Annotated in this window: 17 protein-coding genes; 9 read left to right on the top strand and 8 right to left on the bottom strand. The window is 66.0% G+C overall.

Going from position 1 to position 16,243, the window contains the following annotated elements; genetic code table 11:
* Positions 1–48 precede the first annotated feature (48 nt).
* The 5 genes from G6P99_RS30140 to G6P99_RS30120 all read right to left on the bottom strand — a co-directional run bounded on the left by G6P99_RS30140 (position 49) and on the right by G6P99_RS30120 (position 5,151).
* Positions 49–1,167, bottom strand: a complete 1,119-nt coding sequence (locus tag G6P99_RS30140) for a branched-chain amino acid ABC transporter substrate-binding protein (protein ID WP_029081622.1) — start codon at positions 1,165–1,167, stop codon at positions 49–51.
* Between the two features lie 154 nt (positions 1,168–1,321).
* Entirely contained in the window at positions 1,322–2,071 is a 750-nt protein-coding gene (locus tag G6P99_RS30135; protein WP_029081621.1) for an ABC transporter ATP-binding protein, read from the bottom strand.
* On the bottom strand, positions 2,068–2,901 hold the full coding sequence (locus G6P99_RS30130) for an ABC transporter ATP-binding protein (protein ID WP_029081620.1): 834 nt from the start codon (positions 2,899–2,901) through the stop codon (positions 2,068–2,070). The genes G6P99_RS30135 and G6P99_RS30130 overlap by 4 nt, the downstream gene beginning before the upstream one ends.
* Positions 2,898–4,223 carry a high-affinity branched-chain amino acid ABC transporter permease LivM gene (gene livM / locus G6P99_RS30125; RefSeq protein WP_029081619.1) on the bottom strand — a complete coding sequence of 442 codons (1,326 nt, stop codon included), beginning with the start codon at positions 4,221–4,223 and terminating at the stop codon, positions 2,898–2,900. The genes G6P99_RS30130 and livM overlap by 4 nt, the downstream gene beginning before the upstream one ends.
* 10 nt (positions 4,224–4,233) lie before the next feature.
* A complete protein-coding gene (locus G6P99_RS30120) occupies positions 4,234–5,151 on the bottom strand; it encodes an ABC transporter permease subunit (protein WP_029081618.1) in 918 nt (305 codons plus the stop codon).
* 512 nt (positions 5,152–5,663) lie between these two features.
* Between G6P99_RS30120 and G6P99_RS30115 the strand changes: the two genes are divergently transcribed.
* On the top strand, positions 5,664–6,194 hold the full coding sequence (locus G6P99_RS30115) for a hypothetical protein (RefSeq protein WP_029081617.1): 531 nt from the start codon (positions 5,664–5,666) through the stop codon (positions 6,192–6,194).
* Here the strand turns inward: G6P99_RS30115 and G6P99_RS30110 are convergent.
* From G6P99_RS30110 to G6P99_RS30100, 3 genes are all read right to left on the bottom strand, one after another.
* The gene (locus tag G6P99_RS30110; RefSeq protein ID WP_029081616.1) at positions 6,174–6,566 is read right to left on the bottom strand and encodes a carboxymuconolactone decarboxylase family protein; all 393 of its coding nucleotides are present in this window, start codon (positions 6,564–6,566) and stop codon (positions 6,174–6,176) included. The genes G6P99_RS30115 and G6P99_RS30110 overlap by 21 nt on opposite strands.
* A gap of 107 nt (positions 6,567–6,673) precedes the next feature.
* Positions 6,674–7,456 (bottom strand): 3-oxoadipate enol-lactonase, encoded by a 783-nt coding sequence (gene pcaD / locus G6P99_RS30105; RefSeq protein ID WP_029081615.1) that lies wholly within the window; start codon positions 7,454–7,456, stop codon positions 6,674–6,676.
* A 103-nt stretch (positions 7,457–7,559) separates the two neighbouring features.
* Positions 7,560–8,915 carry a 3-carboxy-cis,cis-muconate cycloisomerase gene (locus G6P99_RS30100; RefSeq protein ID WP_029081614.1) on the bottom strand — a complete coding sequence of 452 codons (1,356 nt, stop codon included), beginning with the start codon at positions 8,913–8,915 and terminating at the stop codon, positions 7,560–7,562.
* A gap of 209 nt (positions 8,916–9,124) precedes the next feature.
* Here G6P99_RS30100 and G6P99_RS30095 point away from each other — a divergent pair, with 209 nt between their 5' ends.
* The 8 genes from G6P99_RS30095 to G6P99_RS30060 all read left to right on the top strand — a co-directional run bounded on the left by G6P99_RS30095 (position 9,125) and on the right by G6P99_RS30060 (position 16,023).
* Positions 9,125–9,571 (top strand): SRPBCC family protein, encoded by a 447-nt coding sequence (locus tag G6P99_RS30095; protein ID WP_029081613.1) that lies wholly within the window; start codon positions 9,125–9,127, stop codon positions 9,569–9,571.
* A gap of 168 nt (positions 9,572–9,739) precedes the next feature.
* Positions 9,740–10,225, top strand: a complete 486-nt coding sequence (locus G6P99_RS30090; RefSeq protein WP_029081612.1) for a (2Fe-2S)-binding protein — start codon at positions 9,740–9,742, stop codon at positions 10,223–10,225.
* A gap of 37 nt (positions 10,226–10,262) precedes the next feature.
* A complete protein-coding gene (locus tag G6P99_RS30085) occupies positions 10,263–11,069 on the top strand; it encodes an FAD binding domain-containing protein (RefSeq protein ID WP_029081611.1) in 807 nt (268 codons plus the stop codon).
* A gap of 48 nt (positions 11,070–11,117) precedes the next feature.
* A complete protein-coding gene (locus G6P99_RS30080; RefSeq protein WP_029081610.1) occupies positions 11,118–12,026 on the top strand; it encodes an AAA family ATPase in 909 nt (302 codons plus the stop codon).
* A 137-nt stretch (positions 12,027–12,163) separates the two neighbouring features.
* Entirely contained in the window at positions 12,164–13,366 is a 1,203-nt protein-coding gene (locus tag G6P99_RS30075; RefSeq protein ID WP_029081609.1) for a vWA domain-containing protein, read from the top strand.
* 28 nt (positions 13,367–13,394) lie between these two features.
* Positions 13,395–13,718: an XdhC family protein gene (locus G6P99_RS30070; RefSeq protein WP_021077800.1), complete on the top strand. Its 324-nt coding sequence runs from the start codon at positions 13,395–13,397 to the stop codon at positions 13,716–13,718.
* A 2-nt stretch (positions 13,719–13,720) separates the two neighbouring features.
* On the top strand, positions 13,721–14,422 hold the full coding sequence (locus G6P99_RS30065) for an XdhC family protein (RefSeq protein WP_029081608.1): 702 nt from the start codon (positions 13,721–13,723) through the stop codon (positions 14,420–14,422).
* Positions 14,419–16,023 (top strand): NTP transferase domain-containing protein, encoded by a 1,605-nt coding sequence (locus G6P99_RS30060; protein WP_029081607.1) that lies wholly within the window; start codon positions 14,419–14,421, stop codon positions 16,021–16,023. Before G6P99_RS30065 ends, G6P99_RS30060 begins: the two co-directional genes overlap by 4 nt.
* Positions 16,024–16,243: the final 220 nt, after the last annotated feature.

The raw sequence follows: 16,243 nt of genomic DNA, 5'->3' as shown, positions 1-16,243 counted from the left end.
CCGGCGAACCGGGGCGTTGTTCTCGGATTCAAATCAGATCCGAGAAGCTCAGGAGCCTTTCGGATTGATCTCGGTATAGTTGCCCTTGGCGTCCCACTTGTAGACGACGTAGTCGATCGCCTTGATGTCGCCCTTGGCGTCGAAGGCCATCTTGCCGAGCACGGTGTCCCACTCGCCGGCCTTGATGGTCTCCATCACCTTCTTGGCGTCGGTGGTCTTGGCCTTGGCCGCAGCCTGGGTCCAGACCTGCATCGCCGCGTAGGTGTAGAGCGTGTAGCCTTCGGGATCGATGTTCTTGGCCTTGAACTTCTCGACGATCGCCTTCGCGGTCGGCTTGTTGCGCGGGTCGGGACCGAAGGTGAACAGCGTGCCTTCAGCGGCCGGGCCGGCGATCGAGGCGAACTCCTTGTCGTTCATGGCGTCGCCCGCCATCAGCACCGCCTGCAGGCCCTGGTCACGCATCTGGCGCAGGATCAGGCCGGCTTCCTGATGGTAGCCGCCGACATAGACCAGATCGATGTTGTCGCGCTTCAGTCGCGAGACGATCGCGTTGAAGTCCTTGTCGCCCTTGTTGTAGGACTCGTTGACCTTCTCGGTGATGCCGGCCTTGTTGAGCGCCTTCTTGGTCTCGTCGGCGAGGCCTTTGCCGTAGGTGGTCTTGTCGTTCAGGATCGCGATGTTCTTGCCCTTGTAGGCCTTCGCGATGTACTCGGCGGCGACGATGCCCTGCTGGTCGTCACGCCCGCAGACGCGCGCCACGTTCCAGAGCTTGCGCTCGGTGAACAGCGGGTTGGTCGAGGCCGGGGTGATCTGCAGCACGTTGGCGTCGGCATAAGCCTCGGAGGCCGGGATCGAGGACGACGAGCAGAAGTGGCCGGCCACGAACGGGATCTTCGAAGAGCCGATCTTTTCCGCGATCGAGCGCGCCTGCTTCGGATCGCAGGCGTCGTCGTCGGTTTCCAGCGCGAGCTTCTTGCCGAGCACGCCGCCGGCGGCGTTGATGTCGGCGACCGCCTGCTCGGCGCCGTTCTTCATCTGCCGGCCGAAAGCGGATTCGGAGCCCGTCATCGGGCCCGCGACTGCGATCGTGATGTCTTGCGCGAACGCGCTCGCTGATAATGCGAACGAAGCGCCCAATGCCAGGCCGATCAGCTTCAGTGATTTCATGAGACGTCCCTCGTGGTCGTTGCCTCTAGCGGAAGAGCCCGGCACGCCGGGCCTCAAAACCGCGGGCATTCTCGGCTGATTTCGCGGCGAAGTCACCGGCAATTTTCAGGCAAATCGACGCTGCATCCGCCGCATCTTGCTGCTCGGGGCGGCGCTAGCTGCGGCGGCCGCCTTCCAGATAGGCGGCGCGGATTTCCGGGCGCTGCAGCAATTCGGCGCCGGTTCCGGCCAGCGTGATCAGGCCGTTGACCATGACATAGCCGCGATGGGCGAGCTTCAGCGCATGGTTGGCGTTCTGCTCGACGATCAGCACGGTGAGGCCGTCCTGCCGGTTCAGCGTGCGGATCGCGTCGAAGATTTGCCGCGCGATCAGCGGCGCGAGGCCGAGCGAGGGCTCGTCCAGCATCAACAGCCGCGGCCGGCTCATCAGGGCGCGGCCGATCGCCAGCATCTGCTGCTCGCCGCCCGACAGCGTGCCGCCGCGCTGCGCGACGCGCTCCTTCAGCCGCGGGAACAGCGCAAACACGCGCTCCAGGCCGCCCGCGCGTTCGGCGTCGCTGCATTCGGTGGCATCGGCGCCCATCTGCAGGTTTTCCGCGACGCTCATGCGCGGAAAGATTCGCCGGCCCTCGGGCGATTGCGCGATGCGCAGCCGCGCGATCTCGTGGGTCGGCACGCCGGTGATGTCGTGGCCGTCGAATTCGATCCGCCCGGCGCGGGCGCGCGGCCGGCCGAAGATCGTCATCATTAGCGTCGACTTGCCGGCGCCATTGGCACCGATCAGCGCGACGATCTCGCCGGCATTGATCTCGATGTCGACGCCCTTCAGCGCCTCGATCTTGCCGTACGCCGCACGCACACCGCGCACCGCGAGCAGGGGTGTGGTTGCCGGTGCCGCGCTCACGTGCCGCTCTCCATCACGGCGATCGCCTCTTCCTCGTCGGCGCCGAGGTAGGCGGCGATCACCTTGGGGTCGTCGCGCACGGCCTGCGGCGTGCCCTCGGCGATCTTGACGCCGTAGTCCATGACCACGACGTGGTCGGAGATCTCCATCACCACCGACATGTCGTGCTCGATCAGGAGGATCGAGGTGCCCTGTTCGTTGCGGATCGACAGCAGGAGCTCGTTGAGCCCGCCGCTCTCGCGCGCGTTCAGTCCCGCCGCCGGCTCGTCGAGGCAGAGCAGCGCAGGCTCGGTGCACATCGCGCGCGCGATCTCGAGCCGCCGCTGGTCGCCATACGGCAAATTGCCCGCGGCATCGTCGGCGCGGTCGAGCAGCCCGACGCGGTCGAGCCAGGTCCGCGCCAGTTCGATGGCGCGCTGCTCGGCCTCGCGCCAGGACGGCAGGCCGAGCAGGCCGAGCAGGGTCAGGCCCGAGGCGCGCATCAGCGCGTTGTGCTGGGCGACCATCAGGTTTTCCAGCGCGGTCATGCCGGGAAACAGCCGGATGTTCTGGAAGGTGCGCGCCACCTTGGCCTGCTTGGAGATGCGGAAATCGTTCAGCCGCTCGAGCTGGATGGTGCGGCCGTCGTCATGGGTGAGGCGGATTGTGCCGCCGCTCGGCCGGTAGAAACCGGTGATGCAGTTGAACACGGTGGTCTTGCCGGCGCCGTTCGGCCCGATCAGCGCGGTGATCTTGCGCCGCTCGGCCGAGAAGGAGAGTTCGTTGACCGCGACGATGCCGCCGAAGCGCATCATCAGGCGGTCGACGGTGAGGATGTGGTCGGCGCTCATCCGTGGCCCTCCTTGACGAGGTCGGACGAGATCGCCTGGTTGCGCTCCAGGAACACGGTCGGCGCGCGGTGGCCGATCAGCCCGCGCGGTCGCCAGATCATCAGCACCACCATGGCGATGCCGAACACCAGCATGCGGTATTGATCGAACCCGCGGAACAGCTCGAAGCCGCCGATCATGGTCAGCGCGGCGAGCGCGACGCCGAGCTGCGAGCCCATGCCGCCGAGCACGACGATCGCCAGCACCAGCGCCGATTCCTGGAAGGTGAAGGATTCGGGACTGATGAAGCCCTGCCGCGTGGCGAAGAACGCGCCGGCGAGGCCGCCGAACATCGCTCCCGTTGCGAAAGCCGTCAGCTTGGTGGTCGTGGTGTTGATGCCGAGCGCGCGGCAGGCGACCTCGTCCTCGCGCAGCGCCTCCCAGGCGCGGCCGATCGGCAGCCGTCGCAGCCGGATCGTCACCCAGTTGGTGAGCAGTGCCATCGCCAGGATCAGATAGAACAGGAAGACGAGGCGGTGGGTCGGCGAGAACTCGATGCCGAGCCTGGCGGCGAGCCCGTCATCGCCCGGCGTCAGCGGAATGCCGAACATGGTCGGGCGCGGAATCCCCGAGACGCCGTTGGGGCCGCCGGTCAGGCTCTGCCAGTTGATGATGACCAGCCGGATGATCTCGCCGAAGGCGAGCGTCACAATCGCGAGATAATCGCCGCGCAGCCGCAGCACCGGGAAGCCGAGCAGCACGCCCCAGAAGGCCGCCAGGATGCCGGCAAGCGGCAGGCAGACCCAGAACGACAATCCGAAATTGGTGGCCAGCAGGGCGTAGGAATAGGCGCCGACCGCATAGAAGGCGACATAGCCGAGATCGAGCAGGCCGGCGAGGCCGACCACGACGTTCAATCCCCATCCCAGCATCACATAGGTCAGGACCAGGATCGAAAGGTCGAGAATGTAGCGCTGGTTGTAGAAGATGACGGGCACCAGGAAGGCGAACACCAGCAGCGCCGGGGCGAGCCATCGTCCGGCGAACGCCATCGCGCTCTGCACCGGTTTCGGCACGATGCGGTCCTTGTCGATCGGCCCCCACCATTGCCGCAGCAGCTCGACGATGATGCTGCCGCCGAACACGGTGCCGACCATGGCGGCGAGGTCGCCGAACCGTGTCCAGTAGATCAGGCCGCCTTGCGGTCCGGCCTCGGTGCGCACGCCGATCATCAGCGAGAACAGCACCAGCGCGACGGCGGCGCTGATCAGGGCTTTCTTGAGAATGAAGGCGCTGCCCGAGGGCTGCGCGGCGGGCGATGGGCGGGCTGAGGTCGCGCTCACGAAGTGCCTGTCAGACTTTTTCGACTTCGGGACGGCCAAGCAGGCCGGTCGGCATGAAGATCAGCACCACGATCAGGATCGAGAACGCAGCGACGTCCTTGTACTCCACCGAGAAATAGGCCGACCACATCGTCTCGATCAGGCCGATCGCGAGCCCGCCGAGCATCGCGCCCGGCAGCGAGCCGATGCCGCCGAGCACGGCGGCGGTGAACGCCTTGATGCCGGCGACGAAGCCCATGAAGAAATCGACCAGGCCGTAATAGAGCAGGTACATCATGCCGGCGACGGCGGCGAGCGCGGCGCCGATCACGAAGGTCATCGAGATGGTGCGGTCGACGTCGACGCCGAGCAGCGCGGCCATGGTCTGGTCCTGCTCACAGGCGCGCATGTCGCGTCCGAGCCGGGTGCGCGAGACCAGCCAGGTGAACAGCGCGAGCACCACGATGGTGGCGAGCACGACCATGATCTGGACGTTGGAGAGCTGCACGGCAAAGCCGGCCGGGCCTTCGTGCAGCGTGTAGCCGCCGGTGATGATCGGCGGCACCGGCTTCACCCGCGCGCCCTGCGACACCTGCGAGAAGTTGGTCAGCACGAACGACATGCCGATCGCCGACAGCATCGGCGCCAGGCGGAACGAATGCCTCAAGGGACGATAGGCGATGCGCTCGATGGTCCAGCCATAGAGCGCGGTGATCGCCATCGAGACCAGCAGCACGATCAGCAGGATCACGGGGATCGCAGTGAGGCCGAGCGACACCAGCACCAGGAAGGAGATCAGGGCGATGAAACCGCCGATCATGAAGATGTCGCCATGGGCGAAGTTGATCATGCCGACGATGCCGTAGACCATCGTGTAGCCGATGGCGATCAGGCCGTAGATCGAACCGAGCACGAGGCCGTTGATCAGTTGCTGGGCGAAATAATCCATGCGCTGCCGTTAGAGCCTGTTCGGTTGAGAACCGAACGGGCTCTCGTTTTGATTTGGACGCGTTTTCTTCACGCGAACCGGTTCCCACTTCGCTCGAAAACGCTACGTCGAGGGTGACGCGGCGAGGGCCCCCGGCAGCCTGATCCGTCGCATCGTGTCATTTTCTAACAGTGGAACCCCGGCGGCGGCAACAGTGCTGGCTGCCGCCGAAAGGGCTTGTACATAACTACTTCGGCGGGGGCGGTTCCGATGTCACAGGGCCGACACGCCGTTGCCTTGCAATGATCACGCCGGAACCCGTGTTCCCCGCGCAACTGCGTCACTGACGGTCTCGCCGAAGGCGGGGCCCTTCTTTCTGCGCCGTTTTGGCACGGGCTTGGCCGTCCCCAGACAATCCCCAGCCCAGTTAAGGTAAACAAAGGGTTTAAATTGCCGCCGGCAATTGATCGGCGTTACCTCGCAGGCTGAACCGTCGCCAATCCGATAAGGCGTCGGAACCACGGGAAGCGGCAATGTCGAGTAACTGGCGGATCAGCTCCTTCAACGGCGCGCTGCTTGCGGCCTATTTCATTCCGGTCTGGACCATCATCGCCTTCAGCATCATGGTGTCGCCGATCCACGGCCTCTATGAGCGGCCGAGCGTGTCGATCGCGCTGTATGCGAGCGACCATCTGCACCTTGCCAAGATGGCGACGGTGCGGCTCGCATGGCTGTTGGCGCTGGCGCGGATCACCGTGGTGGCGTTCTTCGCGGTGTTCCTTGCGATGGCCGCCTTTGCACCCTTCCGCAAGAGCCGCGGCAGCGGCATCGACGAGGCGCTTGCGGTGGCACTCTGCCTCGGCAGCGTGCTGAGCTTCGCCAGCATGATGATGGCATCCAAGGTCGGCGAGATCGAAGCGCTGCGCATGCATGCCGCCGAGCTTCTGATGCTGCTCGGCACCGCGATCGTGATGCTGTTCGAGACCTCGCCGAAGCGAACTGCCGAGGCTCCTGCCGCCGAGGCGGGCGCGCCGGCGACCGAGCTATCCCTTCAGCAGCCCTAGTTCGGCAATGATCGCGCCGGCTTCCTTGACGGCGTGATTGGCCGCGGGCACGCCGCAATAGATCGCCTGCTGCAGCAGGATCTCCTTGATGTCATCGGGGGTGAAGCCGCCTTCGCTCAGCGCCGCGCGCACATGCAGGCGGAATTCATCCCATTGGCCGAGCGCGACCATGGTGCCGATCACAAGCACGCGCCGCGTGCGGTGATCGAAATGCGGGCGGGTCCAGATGTCGCCCCACGCATAGCGGGTGATCAGGTCCTGGAAGTCGGTGTTGAACGCGTTGCGGTTTGTGATCGACTTGTCGACCCATTCATTGCCCAGCACCTTGCGGCGCTGCGCCATGCCGTCGTCGCGGCGTTGATTGTCGTCCATTGATGTCTCCTCAGCCTATGTCATTCCGGGGCGGTCCGTATGACCGAACCCGGAATCTCGAGATTCCGGGTTCGATGCTTCGCATCGCCCCGGAATGACGATGGTCGTTACCGTTGCGTCAGGAAGCCGACCACGGCTTCGGTGAAGGCGTGCGACTGCTCGACATTGGAGATGTGCGCGGCATCGAGCAGCGTCATGCTGGCGCCGGGAATGCCGCTGCGGATCATTTCGCCCGCCGACACCGGCGTCGCCATGTCCTGCTTTCCTGCGATCACGAGCGTCGGGCCCTTGATCCTGGGCAAGAGTGCGCGCTGGTCGAGCGTCGACAGCGCCTCGCAGCAGGCGAGATAGCCTTCGACCGGCGAGGCTATCAGCATCGCCTTCATCCGTGCGGTGGTCTCGAGCTCGCGCTCGCGGAAATCGGCGGTCAGCCAGCCCGCGATCACGGTGTCGGCGACCGCGGCGATGCCGCCTTCCTTCACCGCCTTGATGCGGTTCAGCCAGTTGGTCGGATCGGGATAGTAGCAGGCGGTGTTGGCGAGGATGATCTTGCCGAATCTTTCAGGCGCGTTGGCGCCGAGCCATTGCCCGACCATGCCGCCCATCGACAGCCCGCACCAATGCACCTTCTCGATGTTGAGATCGTCGAGAATCGCCAGCACGTCGCGGCCGAACCGCTCCATGGAGTAGGGGCCCGCCGGCACGCCGGACTTGCCGTGGCCCCGGCGGTCGTAGCGGATGACGCGGAACATCTGCGTCAGCGCCGGCATCTGCGGCTCCCACATCTGCAGCGTGCAGCCGAGCGAGTTCGACAGCATCAGGGTCGGTCCGCCGTCGCGGCCGTCCACCTGGACATTGAGCAGGCACCCGTCGGCGTTGATCATCGGCATTATTTCATCCCCTTGTCATGCGCGGGCTTGACCCGCGCATCCATCAAGAAAGAGTCTTCTGCGATGATGGATTGCCGGGTCAAGCCCGGCAATGACGTCATCGCTACTTATCGTCGAGCGAAGCCAGCAACCGGTCGATCAACGCTTGCGAGGCGCCCTGATAGGCCATCGGCTCGAACAGTTCTGCGATTCGCTTGGTGTCGAGATGCGCGGTGACCTTTGCATCTGACGACAGCACGTCGCGCAGATGCTTGTTATCCGCGACCGCTTGCTTGCTGGCGGCCTCGACCAGATGATGGGCATCGCTCTTGCCGATTGTCTCGGCCAGCGCCATCGCGACCGCCTCCGCCATGATCAGCCCGCCGGTCGTCTCCAGATTGCTCCGCATGCGCGCCGCATCGACCTCGAGGCCCTCGGCGAGATCGACGATCGCGGCGAGCGCGCCTGACGTCACCAGCATCAGGCTAGGCAATGTCGGCCATTCCGCATGCCACGGGCCGGCGCTGCGCTCGTGATCCTGTACCTGCGCGGCAAAGATCGTGGCGGCGAAGTTCGGCGCCATGGTCGCGGCGCCCAGCGCGCTCGCGGCGGCGACCGGATTGCGCTTGTGCGGCATGGTGGAAGAGCCGCCGCGGCCAGCGCCGGCCGGCTCGAACGCCTCGCCGACATCGGTCTGCATCATCAGCGAGACGTCGCGCGCGATCTTGCCGCAGCTTCCGGCGAGGATGGCGAACACCGACGCGGCCTCCGCGATGCGGTCGCGATGAGTGTGCCAGGGTGCATCCGGCAAGGGCAGGTCCAGCTCTTTCGCAAGGCCTGTCGCGACTGCGAGGCCCTTGTCGCCGAGTGCGGCGAGTGTGCCGGCGGCACCGCCGAATTGCAGCGCCAGCGTCTCGTGGCGCAGCCGTTGCAGCCGCTTGCGGGAGCGATGCAGGGCCGCGGAATATTCGGCGAGTTTGAGTCCGAACGGCATCGGCAGCGCGTGCTGCAACCAGGTCCGCGCCACCACCGCGGTGTTGCGATGGGCGCGCGCCAGGGTGGCAAAACCGGCAACGGCGCGGTCGAGGTCGGCCAGCAGCGCATCGATGCCGGCACGCAAGCTCAGCATCGTCGCGGTGTCGATGACGTCCTGGCTGGTCGCGCCCCAATGCACATAGCGCCCAGCCTCGGCATCCGTCCTGGCGACATTGGCGGTCAGGGCCTTCACCAGCGGGATCGCGAGATTGCCCGACCGCGTCGCGGCGTCGGCCAGCTCGGCGAGGTCGAATGATTCGGCCTTGCAGGCGGCGGCGATCGGGCCGGCCGCAGCGGCAGGAATCACGCCGCAGGCCACCTCGGCGCGGGCCAGCGCGGCCTCGAAATCCAGCATGTTTTGCAGGGTGGCGGCATCGTCGCACACCGCGCGCATCGCGGCGCTCGACAGCATCGGCGCAAGCAGGGGGGAGAGGGCTGTGCTCATGGCGCGCGACCTAACCACTGTCGCGCGCTCCTGCCAATGCCCCGCCGCTGCCGCCATTTTCGACAGCGCCGATCGCGCGATTTTGTGAACGGCGGACGGGTCTTGCTGCGGTGCGAATATGCATCGCTCATCCTCCGAAGGTGCCCTTTCCTTTGCGCCCCGGCTGCTTTACTTGGGGGAAAAGGTTCTAGCGATCGAGGAGGTCCCCCATGGCCATGACAATGACCGGCGAAGTTCAGCTCGCGGCGGCGCGCCAGGCTGTGTGGGACAAGCTCAACGATCCCGACGTGTTGAAGGCCTGCATTCCCGGCTGCGAAGAGCTGGAGAAGACCGACGAGGGCGGCTTCCGCGCCACCGCCAAGATGAAGGTCGGCCCGGTCTCCGCCCGCTTCAAGGGCAAGGTCACCTTGAGCGATCTCGATCCGCCGAACGGCTACAAGATATCAGGCGAAGGCGAGGGCGGGGTCGCGGGCTTCGCCAAGGGCGGCGCCACCGTCGGCCTTGCCGACAAGGATGGCGGCACGCTTCTGAGCTACAACGTGGAGGCGCAGATCGGCGGCAAGCTCGCCCAGCTCGGCCAACGCCTGATCAACGGCGCCGCCAAGAAGCTGGCGGACGAATTCTTTGCAAATTTCGCCAAAGCCGTGCAGGGTTAGCCCCGCCTTTCGGCTGGATAATTAGGGTCCGGCCATGCCTTCCCGCTATGTCCTGGATGGGTGGCTCGAACGGTTGCCCATCGCGGGACGCGCCCATATTATGCCGTCTGGAATGATTATAAACCGCCTGCTTCGCCGATATGCGGTGGGGCAGATAAGAGAGTGCTGATGGCCAAGATTTCAATGATCGTGAACGGCAATCCCGTGAACGCGAATGTCGACCCCCGTACCCTTCTGGTCCAGTTTCTGCGCGAAAATCTGCGGCTGACAGGCACGCATGTCGGCTGCGACACCTCGCAGTGCGGCGCCTGTGTCGTGCATCTGGACGGCAAGGCGGTGAAGTCCTGCACGACGCTTGCGGTGATGGCCGACGGTCATGAAGTCAAGACCATCGAGGGGCTGGCGGCCGATGGCGCACCGCTGCATCCGATGCAGGAGGCCTTCCGCGAGCATCACGGCCTGCAGTGCGGCTTCTGCACGCCGGGCATGATCATGACCGCCGTCGACCTGGTCCATCGCAGGGGCCACGACCTCTCCGACGAGGTGATCCGCGAGGAGCTGGAAGGCAATCTGTGCCGCTGCACCGGCTACCAGAACATCGTCGCTTCGATCGCCGCCGGCGCCAAGGCGATGGCGAAGTCGGACCTCGCCTAATCAGCAATTCGTCGCGACAAGCGATCAGGACATTCCAATGTACGAATTCAAATATCATCGCCCCGGCACCGTACGGCAGGCCGCCAATCTGCTGGTGAAGAACGAGGACGCCAAGCTGATCGCCGGCGGTCACACGCTGGTGCCGGTGATGAAGCAGCGGCTCGCCAGCCCGCCGCATCTGGTCGACCTCTCCCATATCGAAGGTCTCGACACCATCGAGATGAAGGGCCGCTCGCTGGTGATCGGCGCCACCGCAAAGCACGCCGAGGTCGCGAACTCCGCGATCGTGGGCGAGGCGATCCCGGCGCTGGCCGAGCTCGCCGGCATGATCGGCGATCCCGCCGTGCGCCACCGCGGCACCATCGGCGGCTCGCTCGCCAACAACGACCCGACCGCCGACTATCCGGCTGCGGTGCTGGCGCTGGGCGCGACCATCGTCACCAACAAGCGCCGCCTCAAGGCCGAGGAGTATTTCCAGGGCCTGTTCTCGACCGCGCTCGAGGCTGACGAGATCATCACCAAGGTGATGTTCCCGCTGCCGAAGAAGGCGGCCTATGTGAAATTCCGCAACCAGGCCTCGCGCTACGCGCTGGTCGGTGTGTTCGTCGCCAAGCGTCCGTCCGATGTCCGCGTCGCGGTCACCGGCGCAGGCTCCGACGGCGTGTTCCGCGTTACCGTCTTCGAGGACGCCTTGAAGAAGCGGTTCTCGCACAAGGTGCTCGACGGCATCTCGGTTCCGGCCGATGGGCTCAACAGCGACCTGCACGGCAGTGCGGAATACCGCGCGCATTTGATCGGCGTCCTGACGCGCAGGGCGGTGGAAGCCGCGACCGCCAAGGGCTAAGTACCAAGGCGTGACACTGCTAACCCCTGTTCGAAGACTGGCTGTTCCATGAGTGCATCGGCGTTACCCACTTCCGTCGATGCGCTCGAGGAGCTGTTGACGTCGCGCGGCTACCTCGCCGAACGGTCGCTCGCGACCGTGACCTATCTGGCGCTGCGCATGGGCCGGCCGCTGTTCCTCGAAGGCGAGGCCGGCGTCGGCAAGACCGAAATCGCAAAGGTGTTGTCGGCGGCGCTCGGGCGCAAGCTGATCCGCCTGCAATGCTATGAAGGCCTCGACGTCGCCTCCGCCGTCTACGAGTGGAGCAGCGCGGCGCAGATGATCGCAATTCGGTTGGCGGAGGCCTCCGGCGATACCGATCGCGACCAGCTCGCGAGCGATATTTTCGCCGAGCGTTTCCTGATCAAGCGGCCGCTGTTGCAGGCGCTCGAGCCCGACGTCGCGGGTCCCCCGGTGCTGCTGATCGACGAGCTCGACCGCGCCGACGAGGCGTTCGAGGCGTATCTGCTGGAAATCCTCAGCGACTTCCAGGTGACCATCCCGGAGCTCGGCACCGTGAAGGCGCCTGCGCCGCCGATCGTGATCATCACCTCGAACCGCACCCGCGAGATCCACGACGCGCTGAAGCGGCGCTGCCTCTATCATTGGGTGGACTATCCCATCGCCGAGCGCGAGCTCGCGATCGTCAAGTCGCGGGTGCCAGGTATCTCCGCCAAACTGTCGCAGCAGGTCGTCCGCTTCGTGCAGGCGCTGCGCAACCAGGATTTCTACAAGTCGCCGGGCGTGGCCGAGACCATCGACTGGGCCACCGCGCTGTCGGAGCTCGACGCGCGCTCGCTGACGCCGCAGGTGGTCGGCGACACGCTGGGCGCGCTGCTGAAGTATCAGGACGACATCGCGCGGATGCAGGGCGATGCGTTGCAGAAGACATTGAAGGAAGCGACGAGCGAGACGTAAGGCTCGCGTGTTGCAACATCGTTCGTCATTCCGGGGCGCGCGAAGCGCGAGCCCGGAATCCATACCTACGATTGTGGTTATGGATTCCGGGCCTGCGCCTGACGGCGCATCCCGCAATGACGGGAGTGGATAGTTCGATGCCGATCAACCACCTCGCGCCTCCGACCGGCCACATGGCCGACAACGTGATCGGCTTTGCCCGCGCGCTGCGGGCGGCCGGGCTCCCGGTCGGGCCGGGCTCGGTGATCGATGCGCTCGACGCGCTGCAGCTGATCGAAGTCGGCCACCGCGGCGATTTCTACGCCACGCTGGAAGCGATCTTCGTCAAGCGCCATGAGCATGCGCTGATCTTCCGCCAGGCCTTTGCGCTGTTCTTCCGCGCCGCCGAGGAGTGGAAGAGCATGTTGGATTCGGTGCCGCTGCCGGATCACGCCAAAAAGAAGCCGCCGCCGGCCTCGCGCCGCGTCCAGGAGGCGATGGCGCGGCCGGCGCGGAGCGAGGAGCGGCCGCAGGCCCAGGAGCAGGAGCTGAAACTCTCGGTCTCCGACAAGGAGATCCTGCAGAAGAAGGATTTTGCGCAGATGACCGCGGCCGAGATCGCCGAGGTCGTCAGAGAGATCGCCAAGATGCGGCTGCCGCAGGCCGAGCTCGTCACCCGCCGCTACCAGCCGGACGCGCGGGGACTGCGGCTCGACATGCGTCGCACCGTGCGCAACTCGCTGCGCACCGGCGGCGAGATCATCGATATCCGCAAGCTCGGCCGGATCGAGAAGCCGGCGCCGATCGTGGCGCTGCTCGATATCTCCGGCTCGATGAGCGAGTACACCCGCCTGTTCCTGCACTTCCTGCATGCCATCACCGACGCCCGCAAGCGGGTCTCGGTGTTCCTGTTCGGCACCCGCCTGACCAATGTGACGCGCGCATTACGGGCGCGTGACCCCGACGAGGCGCTGGCGAGCTGCTCGTCCTCGGTCGAGGACTGGGCCGGCGGCACCCGGATCGCGACCTCGCTGCATACGTTCAACCAGCTCTGGGCCCGCCGGGTGCTCGGGCAGGGCGCCATCGTCCTCCTTATATCCGATGGACTAGAACGGGAGGCCGATGCCAAACTGGCCTTCGAGATGGACCGATTGCACCGCTCCTGCCGCCGCCTGATCTGGCTCAACCCGCTGCTGCGCTATTCGGGCTTCGAGGCCAAGGCGCAGGGCATCAAAATGATGTTGCCCCACGTTGACGAATTTCGCCCGGTGCATAACTTGACGTCCATCAAGGGCTTGATCGGGGCGCTGTCGTCGCCGCCGCCGGCGCACCACCGCAGCCTGATCCGCTCTGTAGCCTAAGAAGCCTGACCATAAGCAGGAGGCCACCATGCTGAACCGCGACGAAGACATCCTGCAGGCCGCCGAGACCTGGCAGAAGCAGGGCCATGGCGTGGCGCTCGCCACCGTGGTCGAGACCTGGGGCTCGGCGCCGCGGCCGGCCGGCTCCAGCCTCGTCATCAATGACGACGGCACGTTCTTGGGCAGCGTCTCCGGCGGCTGCGTCGAGGGCGCCGTGGTCACCGAGGCGCTCGACGTGATCGCGAGCGGCCAGCCCAAGATGCTCGAATTCGGCGTCGCCGACGAGACGGCCTGGAATGTCGGCCTGTCCTGCGGCGGCACCATCCGCGTGTTCGTCGAGAAGGTCGGTTAGCCGTGAAACTCGAGGTCCTGAAAGAGCTGAACGCCGAGCGCGCCGCGCGCCGCCCGGTCATCGTCGTCACCGACACCGCCAATGGCGAGCAGCGCCTGGTGAAGGCCGAGGATATCACCGCCGATCCGCTGCGCGCCGAACTGGCAAAACAGCTGCGGATGGGCAAGAGCGGCAATGTCGAGGTATCAGGCAAAAAACTGTTCCTCAACGTCTACGCGCCGACGGCAAAGCTCGTGATCATCGGCGCGGTCCATATCAGCCAGGCCCTGGCGCCGCTGGCGCGCTCGCTCGACTATGACGTGACGGTGGTCGATCCGCGCACCGCGTTTGCGAGCCCGGAGCGTTTCCCCGACGTGCCGCTGGTCGCCGAATGGCCCGACGTCGCGCTGCCGCCGCTCAATGTCGATCACTACACGGCGTTCGTCGCGGTGACGCACGATCCGAAGATCGACGATCCGGCGCTGCTGCACGCCTTCGACCGCGACTGCTTCTATATCGGCGCGCTCGGCTCGCGGAAAACGCACGCCAAGCGCGCCGAGCGGCTGCGGGCGCAGGGCGCCAAGGACAGCGACATCGCGCGCATCCATGCGCCGATCGGCCTCGACATCGGCGCGGTGTCGCCGTCCGAGATCGCGGTTGCGATCATGGCCGAGATCACCGCGCAGCTGCGTCTGCCTCCAAAAGAAAAAGAAGAAGCGGCATGAAGTTCGGTCCCGCCAGTCCGGCCGACGCGATTGGCGGCGTCACCGTGCATACGCTCCGCCAGGGTGCGCTGGTGCTCAAGAAGGGCACCACGATCGGCGAGGCGGAAGTCGAGGCGCTGACCAAAGCCGGTGTCAAGGACGTCGTCGTGGTGCGTCTGGAGAAGGGCGACGTCTCCGAGGACGTTGCGGCCGCCAGCATCGCGCAGGCGGTGGCGGGCGAGGGCGTCAATGTCGAGCGCGCTTTCACCGGCCGCGCCAATCTATTCGCGGCGCGCCCCGGCGTGCTGGTGGTCGATCGCGCCGCGGTCGACCGCATCAACGGCGTCGACGAGGCCATCACCTTTGCCACGCTCGCGGCGTACAAGCCGGTGGTCGAAGGCGAGATGATCGCGACCGTCAAGCTGATCCCGTTCGGCGTCGAGGGCCGGCTGCGCGATGCCGCCGTCGCGGTCGCAGGCCGCGACACGCTGCGGATCGCACCTTATGTGATCAAAAAAGTCGGCGTGGTCTCGACGCTGCTGCCGGGCCTGGCGCCGAAGGTGATCGACAAGACGCTGCGCGTCACCGCCGAGCGGCTCGCGCCCGCCGGTGCGACGATCATTGCCGAGCGCCGCGTGCCGCATGACGAGACCGTGCTCGCGACCGCGATCAAGGAATTGCTTGGCCTGGGGGCCGAGCTCGTCATCGTGTTCGGGGCATCGGCGATCGCCGACCGCCGCGACGTCATCCCGGCCGCGATTACCGAGATCGGCGGCGCGATCGAGCATTTCGGCATGCCGGTCGATCCCGGCAATCTGCTGTTGATCGGCAGCGCCGGCGGCGTGCCGGTGCTCGGCGCGCCGGGCTGCGCGCGCTCGCCGGTCGAGAACGGGTTTGACTGGGTGCTGATGCGGCTGCTCGCCGGCATCAAGGTGACGCGATCGGATCTCACCGGCATGGGCGTCGGCGGCCTGTTGATGGAAATCGTGACGCGGCCGCAGCCGCGCACCGTGCCGGACACCGAAGGCAACCGCAACGTCGCGGCGATCGTGCTCGCGGCGGGACGCTCGACCCGGATGGGCGGCCCGAACAAGCTGCTCGCCGAACTCGACGGCAAGAAGCTCGTGCGCATCGTCGCCGAGCAGGCGCTGGCCTCGAAGGCCTCGGAGGTGATCGTCGTCACCGGGCATCAGGCCGATCTGGTCGAGCAGGCGCTGGCGGACCTCAAGGTGAAGTTCGTCCGCAATCCCGATTTCGCCGGTGGCCTCGCAAGTTCGGTGAAGGCGGGCATCGCGGCGGTCTCCGACGCCGCTGACGGCGCGATCGTCTGCCTCGGCGACATGCCGCTGATCGACGCGCAGCTGATCGACCGCCTGATCGAGACCTTCGAGCCCGACCGCGGTCACCTGATCGCGGTCCCCGTCAGCGAAGGCCGCCGCGGCAATCCGGTGCTGTGGTCGCGGCGCTTCTTCAGGGAATTGATGACGCTCGACGGCGACATCGGCGCCCGTCATTTGATCGCCAAGCATGCCGAGGTGGTCGCCGAGGTCCCGGTCGAAGGCAACAGCGCCTTCCTCGACATCGATACGCCGCAGGCGCTGGAAGCGGCACGGCGGGGATAGCTCCATCCGCCGTCGTCCCGGCCTAGTGCGCAATTGCGCACGGGGGCCGGGACCCATTACCACCGAACGTTGTTGTCGCCGGGGAAGCGGCCCCAGCCTCGCAAGACAATCTGCATTTGTGGTTATGGGTCCCGGCCCCCGTGCGCAATTGCGCACTAGGCCGGGACGACGAGTGGATAGGACTCGCCATCAACCCATCATTCACCATCTGGAAACGACC

Source organism: Bradyrhizobium sp. 6(2017), from assembly GCF_011058295.2.
Taxonomy (GTDB): Bacteria; Pseudomonadota; Alphaproteobacteria; order Rhizobiales; family Xanthobacteraceae; genus Bradyrhizobium; species Bradyrhizobium septentrionale.
The sequence above is the reverse complement of the archived record's forward strand: the minus strand, read 5'-3'. Positions and strand labels throughout refer to the sequence as shown.

Excerpts from the sequence above, each read along its gene's own strand:
- G6P99_RS30140 (WP_029081622.1), bottom strand. The coding sequence starts at position 1,167 with ATGAAATCACTGAAGCTGATCGGCCTGGCATTGGGCGCTTCGTTCGCA.
- G6P99_RS30130 (WP_029081620.1), bottom strand. The coding sequence starts at position 2,901 with ATGAGCGCCGACCACATCCTCACCGTCGACCGCCTGATGATGCGCTTC.
- G6P99_RS30120 (WP_029081618.1), bottom strand. The coding sequence starts at position 5,151 with ATGGATTATTTCGCCCAGCAACTGATCAACGGCCTCGTGCTCGGTTCG.
- G6P99_RS30115 (WP_029081617.1), top strand. The coding sequence starts at position 5,664 with ATGTCGAGTAACTGGCGGATCAGCTCCTTCAACGGCGCGCTGCTTGCG.
- G6P99_RS30110 (WP_029081616.1), bottom strand. The coding sequence starts at position 6,566 with ATGGACGACAATCAACGCCGCGACGACGGCATGGCGCAGCGCCGCAAG.
- pcaD (WP_029081615.1), bottom strand. The coding sequence starts at position 7,456 with ATGCCGATGATCAACGCCGACGGGTGCCTGCTCAATGTCCAGGTGGAC.
- G6P99_RS30100 (WP_029081614.1), bottom strand. The coding sequence starts at position 8,915 with ATGAGCACAGCCCTCTCCCCCCTGCTTGCGCCGATGCTGTCGAGCGCC.
- G6P99_RS30095 (WP_029081613.1), top strand. The coding sequence starts at position 9,125 with ATGGCCATGACAATGACCGGCGAAGTTCAGCTCGCGGCGGCGCGCCAG.
- G6P99_RS30090 (WP_029081612.1), top strand. The coding sequence starts at position 9,740 with ATGGCCAAGATTTCAATGATCGTGAACGGCAATCCCGTGAACGCGAAT.
- G6P99_RS30085 (WP_029081611.1), top strand. The coding sequence starts at position 10,263 with ATGTACGAATTCAAATATCATCGCCCCGGCACCGTACGGCAGGCCGCC.
- G6P99_RS30080 (WP_029081610.1), top strand. The coding sequence starts at position 11,118 with ATGAGTGCATCGGCGTTACCCACTTCCGTCGATGCGCTCGAGGAGCTG.
- G6P99_RS30075 (WP_029081609.1), top strand. The coding sequence starts at position 12,164 with ATGCCGATCAACCACCTCGCGCCTCCGACCGGCCACATGGCCGACAAC.
- G6P99_RS30070 (WP_021077800.1), top strand. The coding sequence starts at position 13,395 with ATGCTGAACCGCGACGAAGACATCCTGCAGGCCGCCGAGACCTGGCAG.
- G6P99_RS30060 (WP_029081607.1), top strand. The coding sequence starts at position 14,419 with ATGAAGTTCGGTCCCGCCAGTCCGGCCGACGCGATTGGCGGCGTCACC.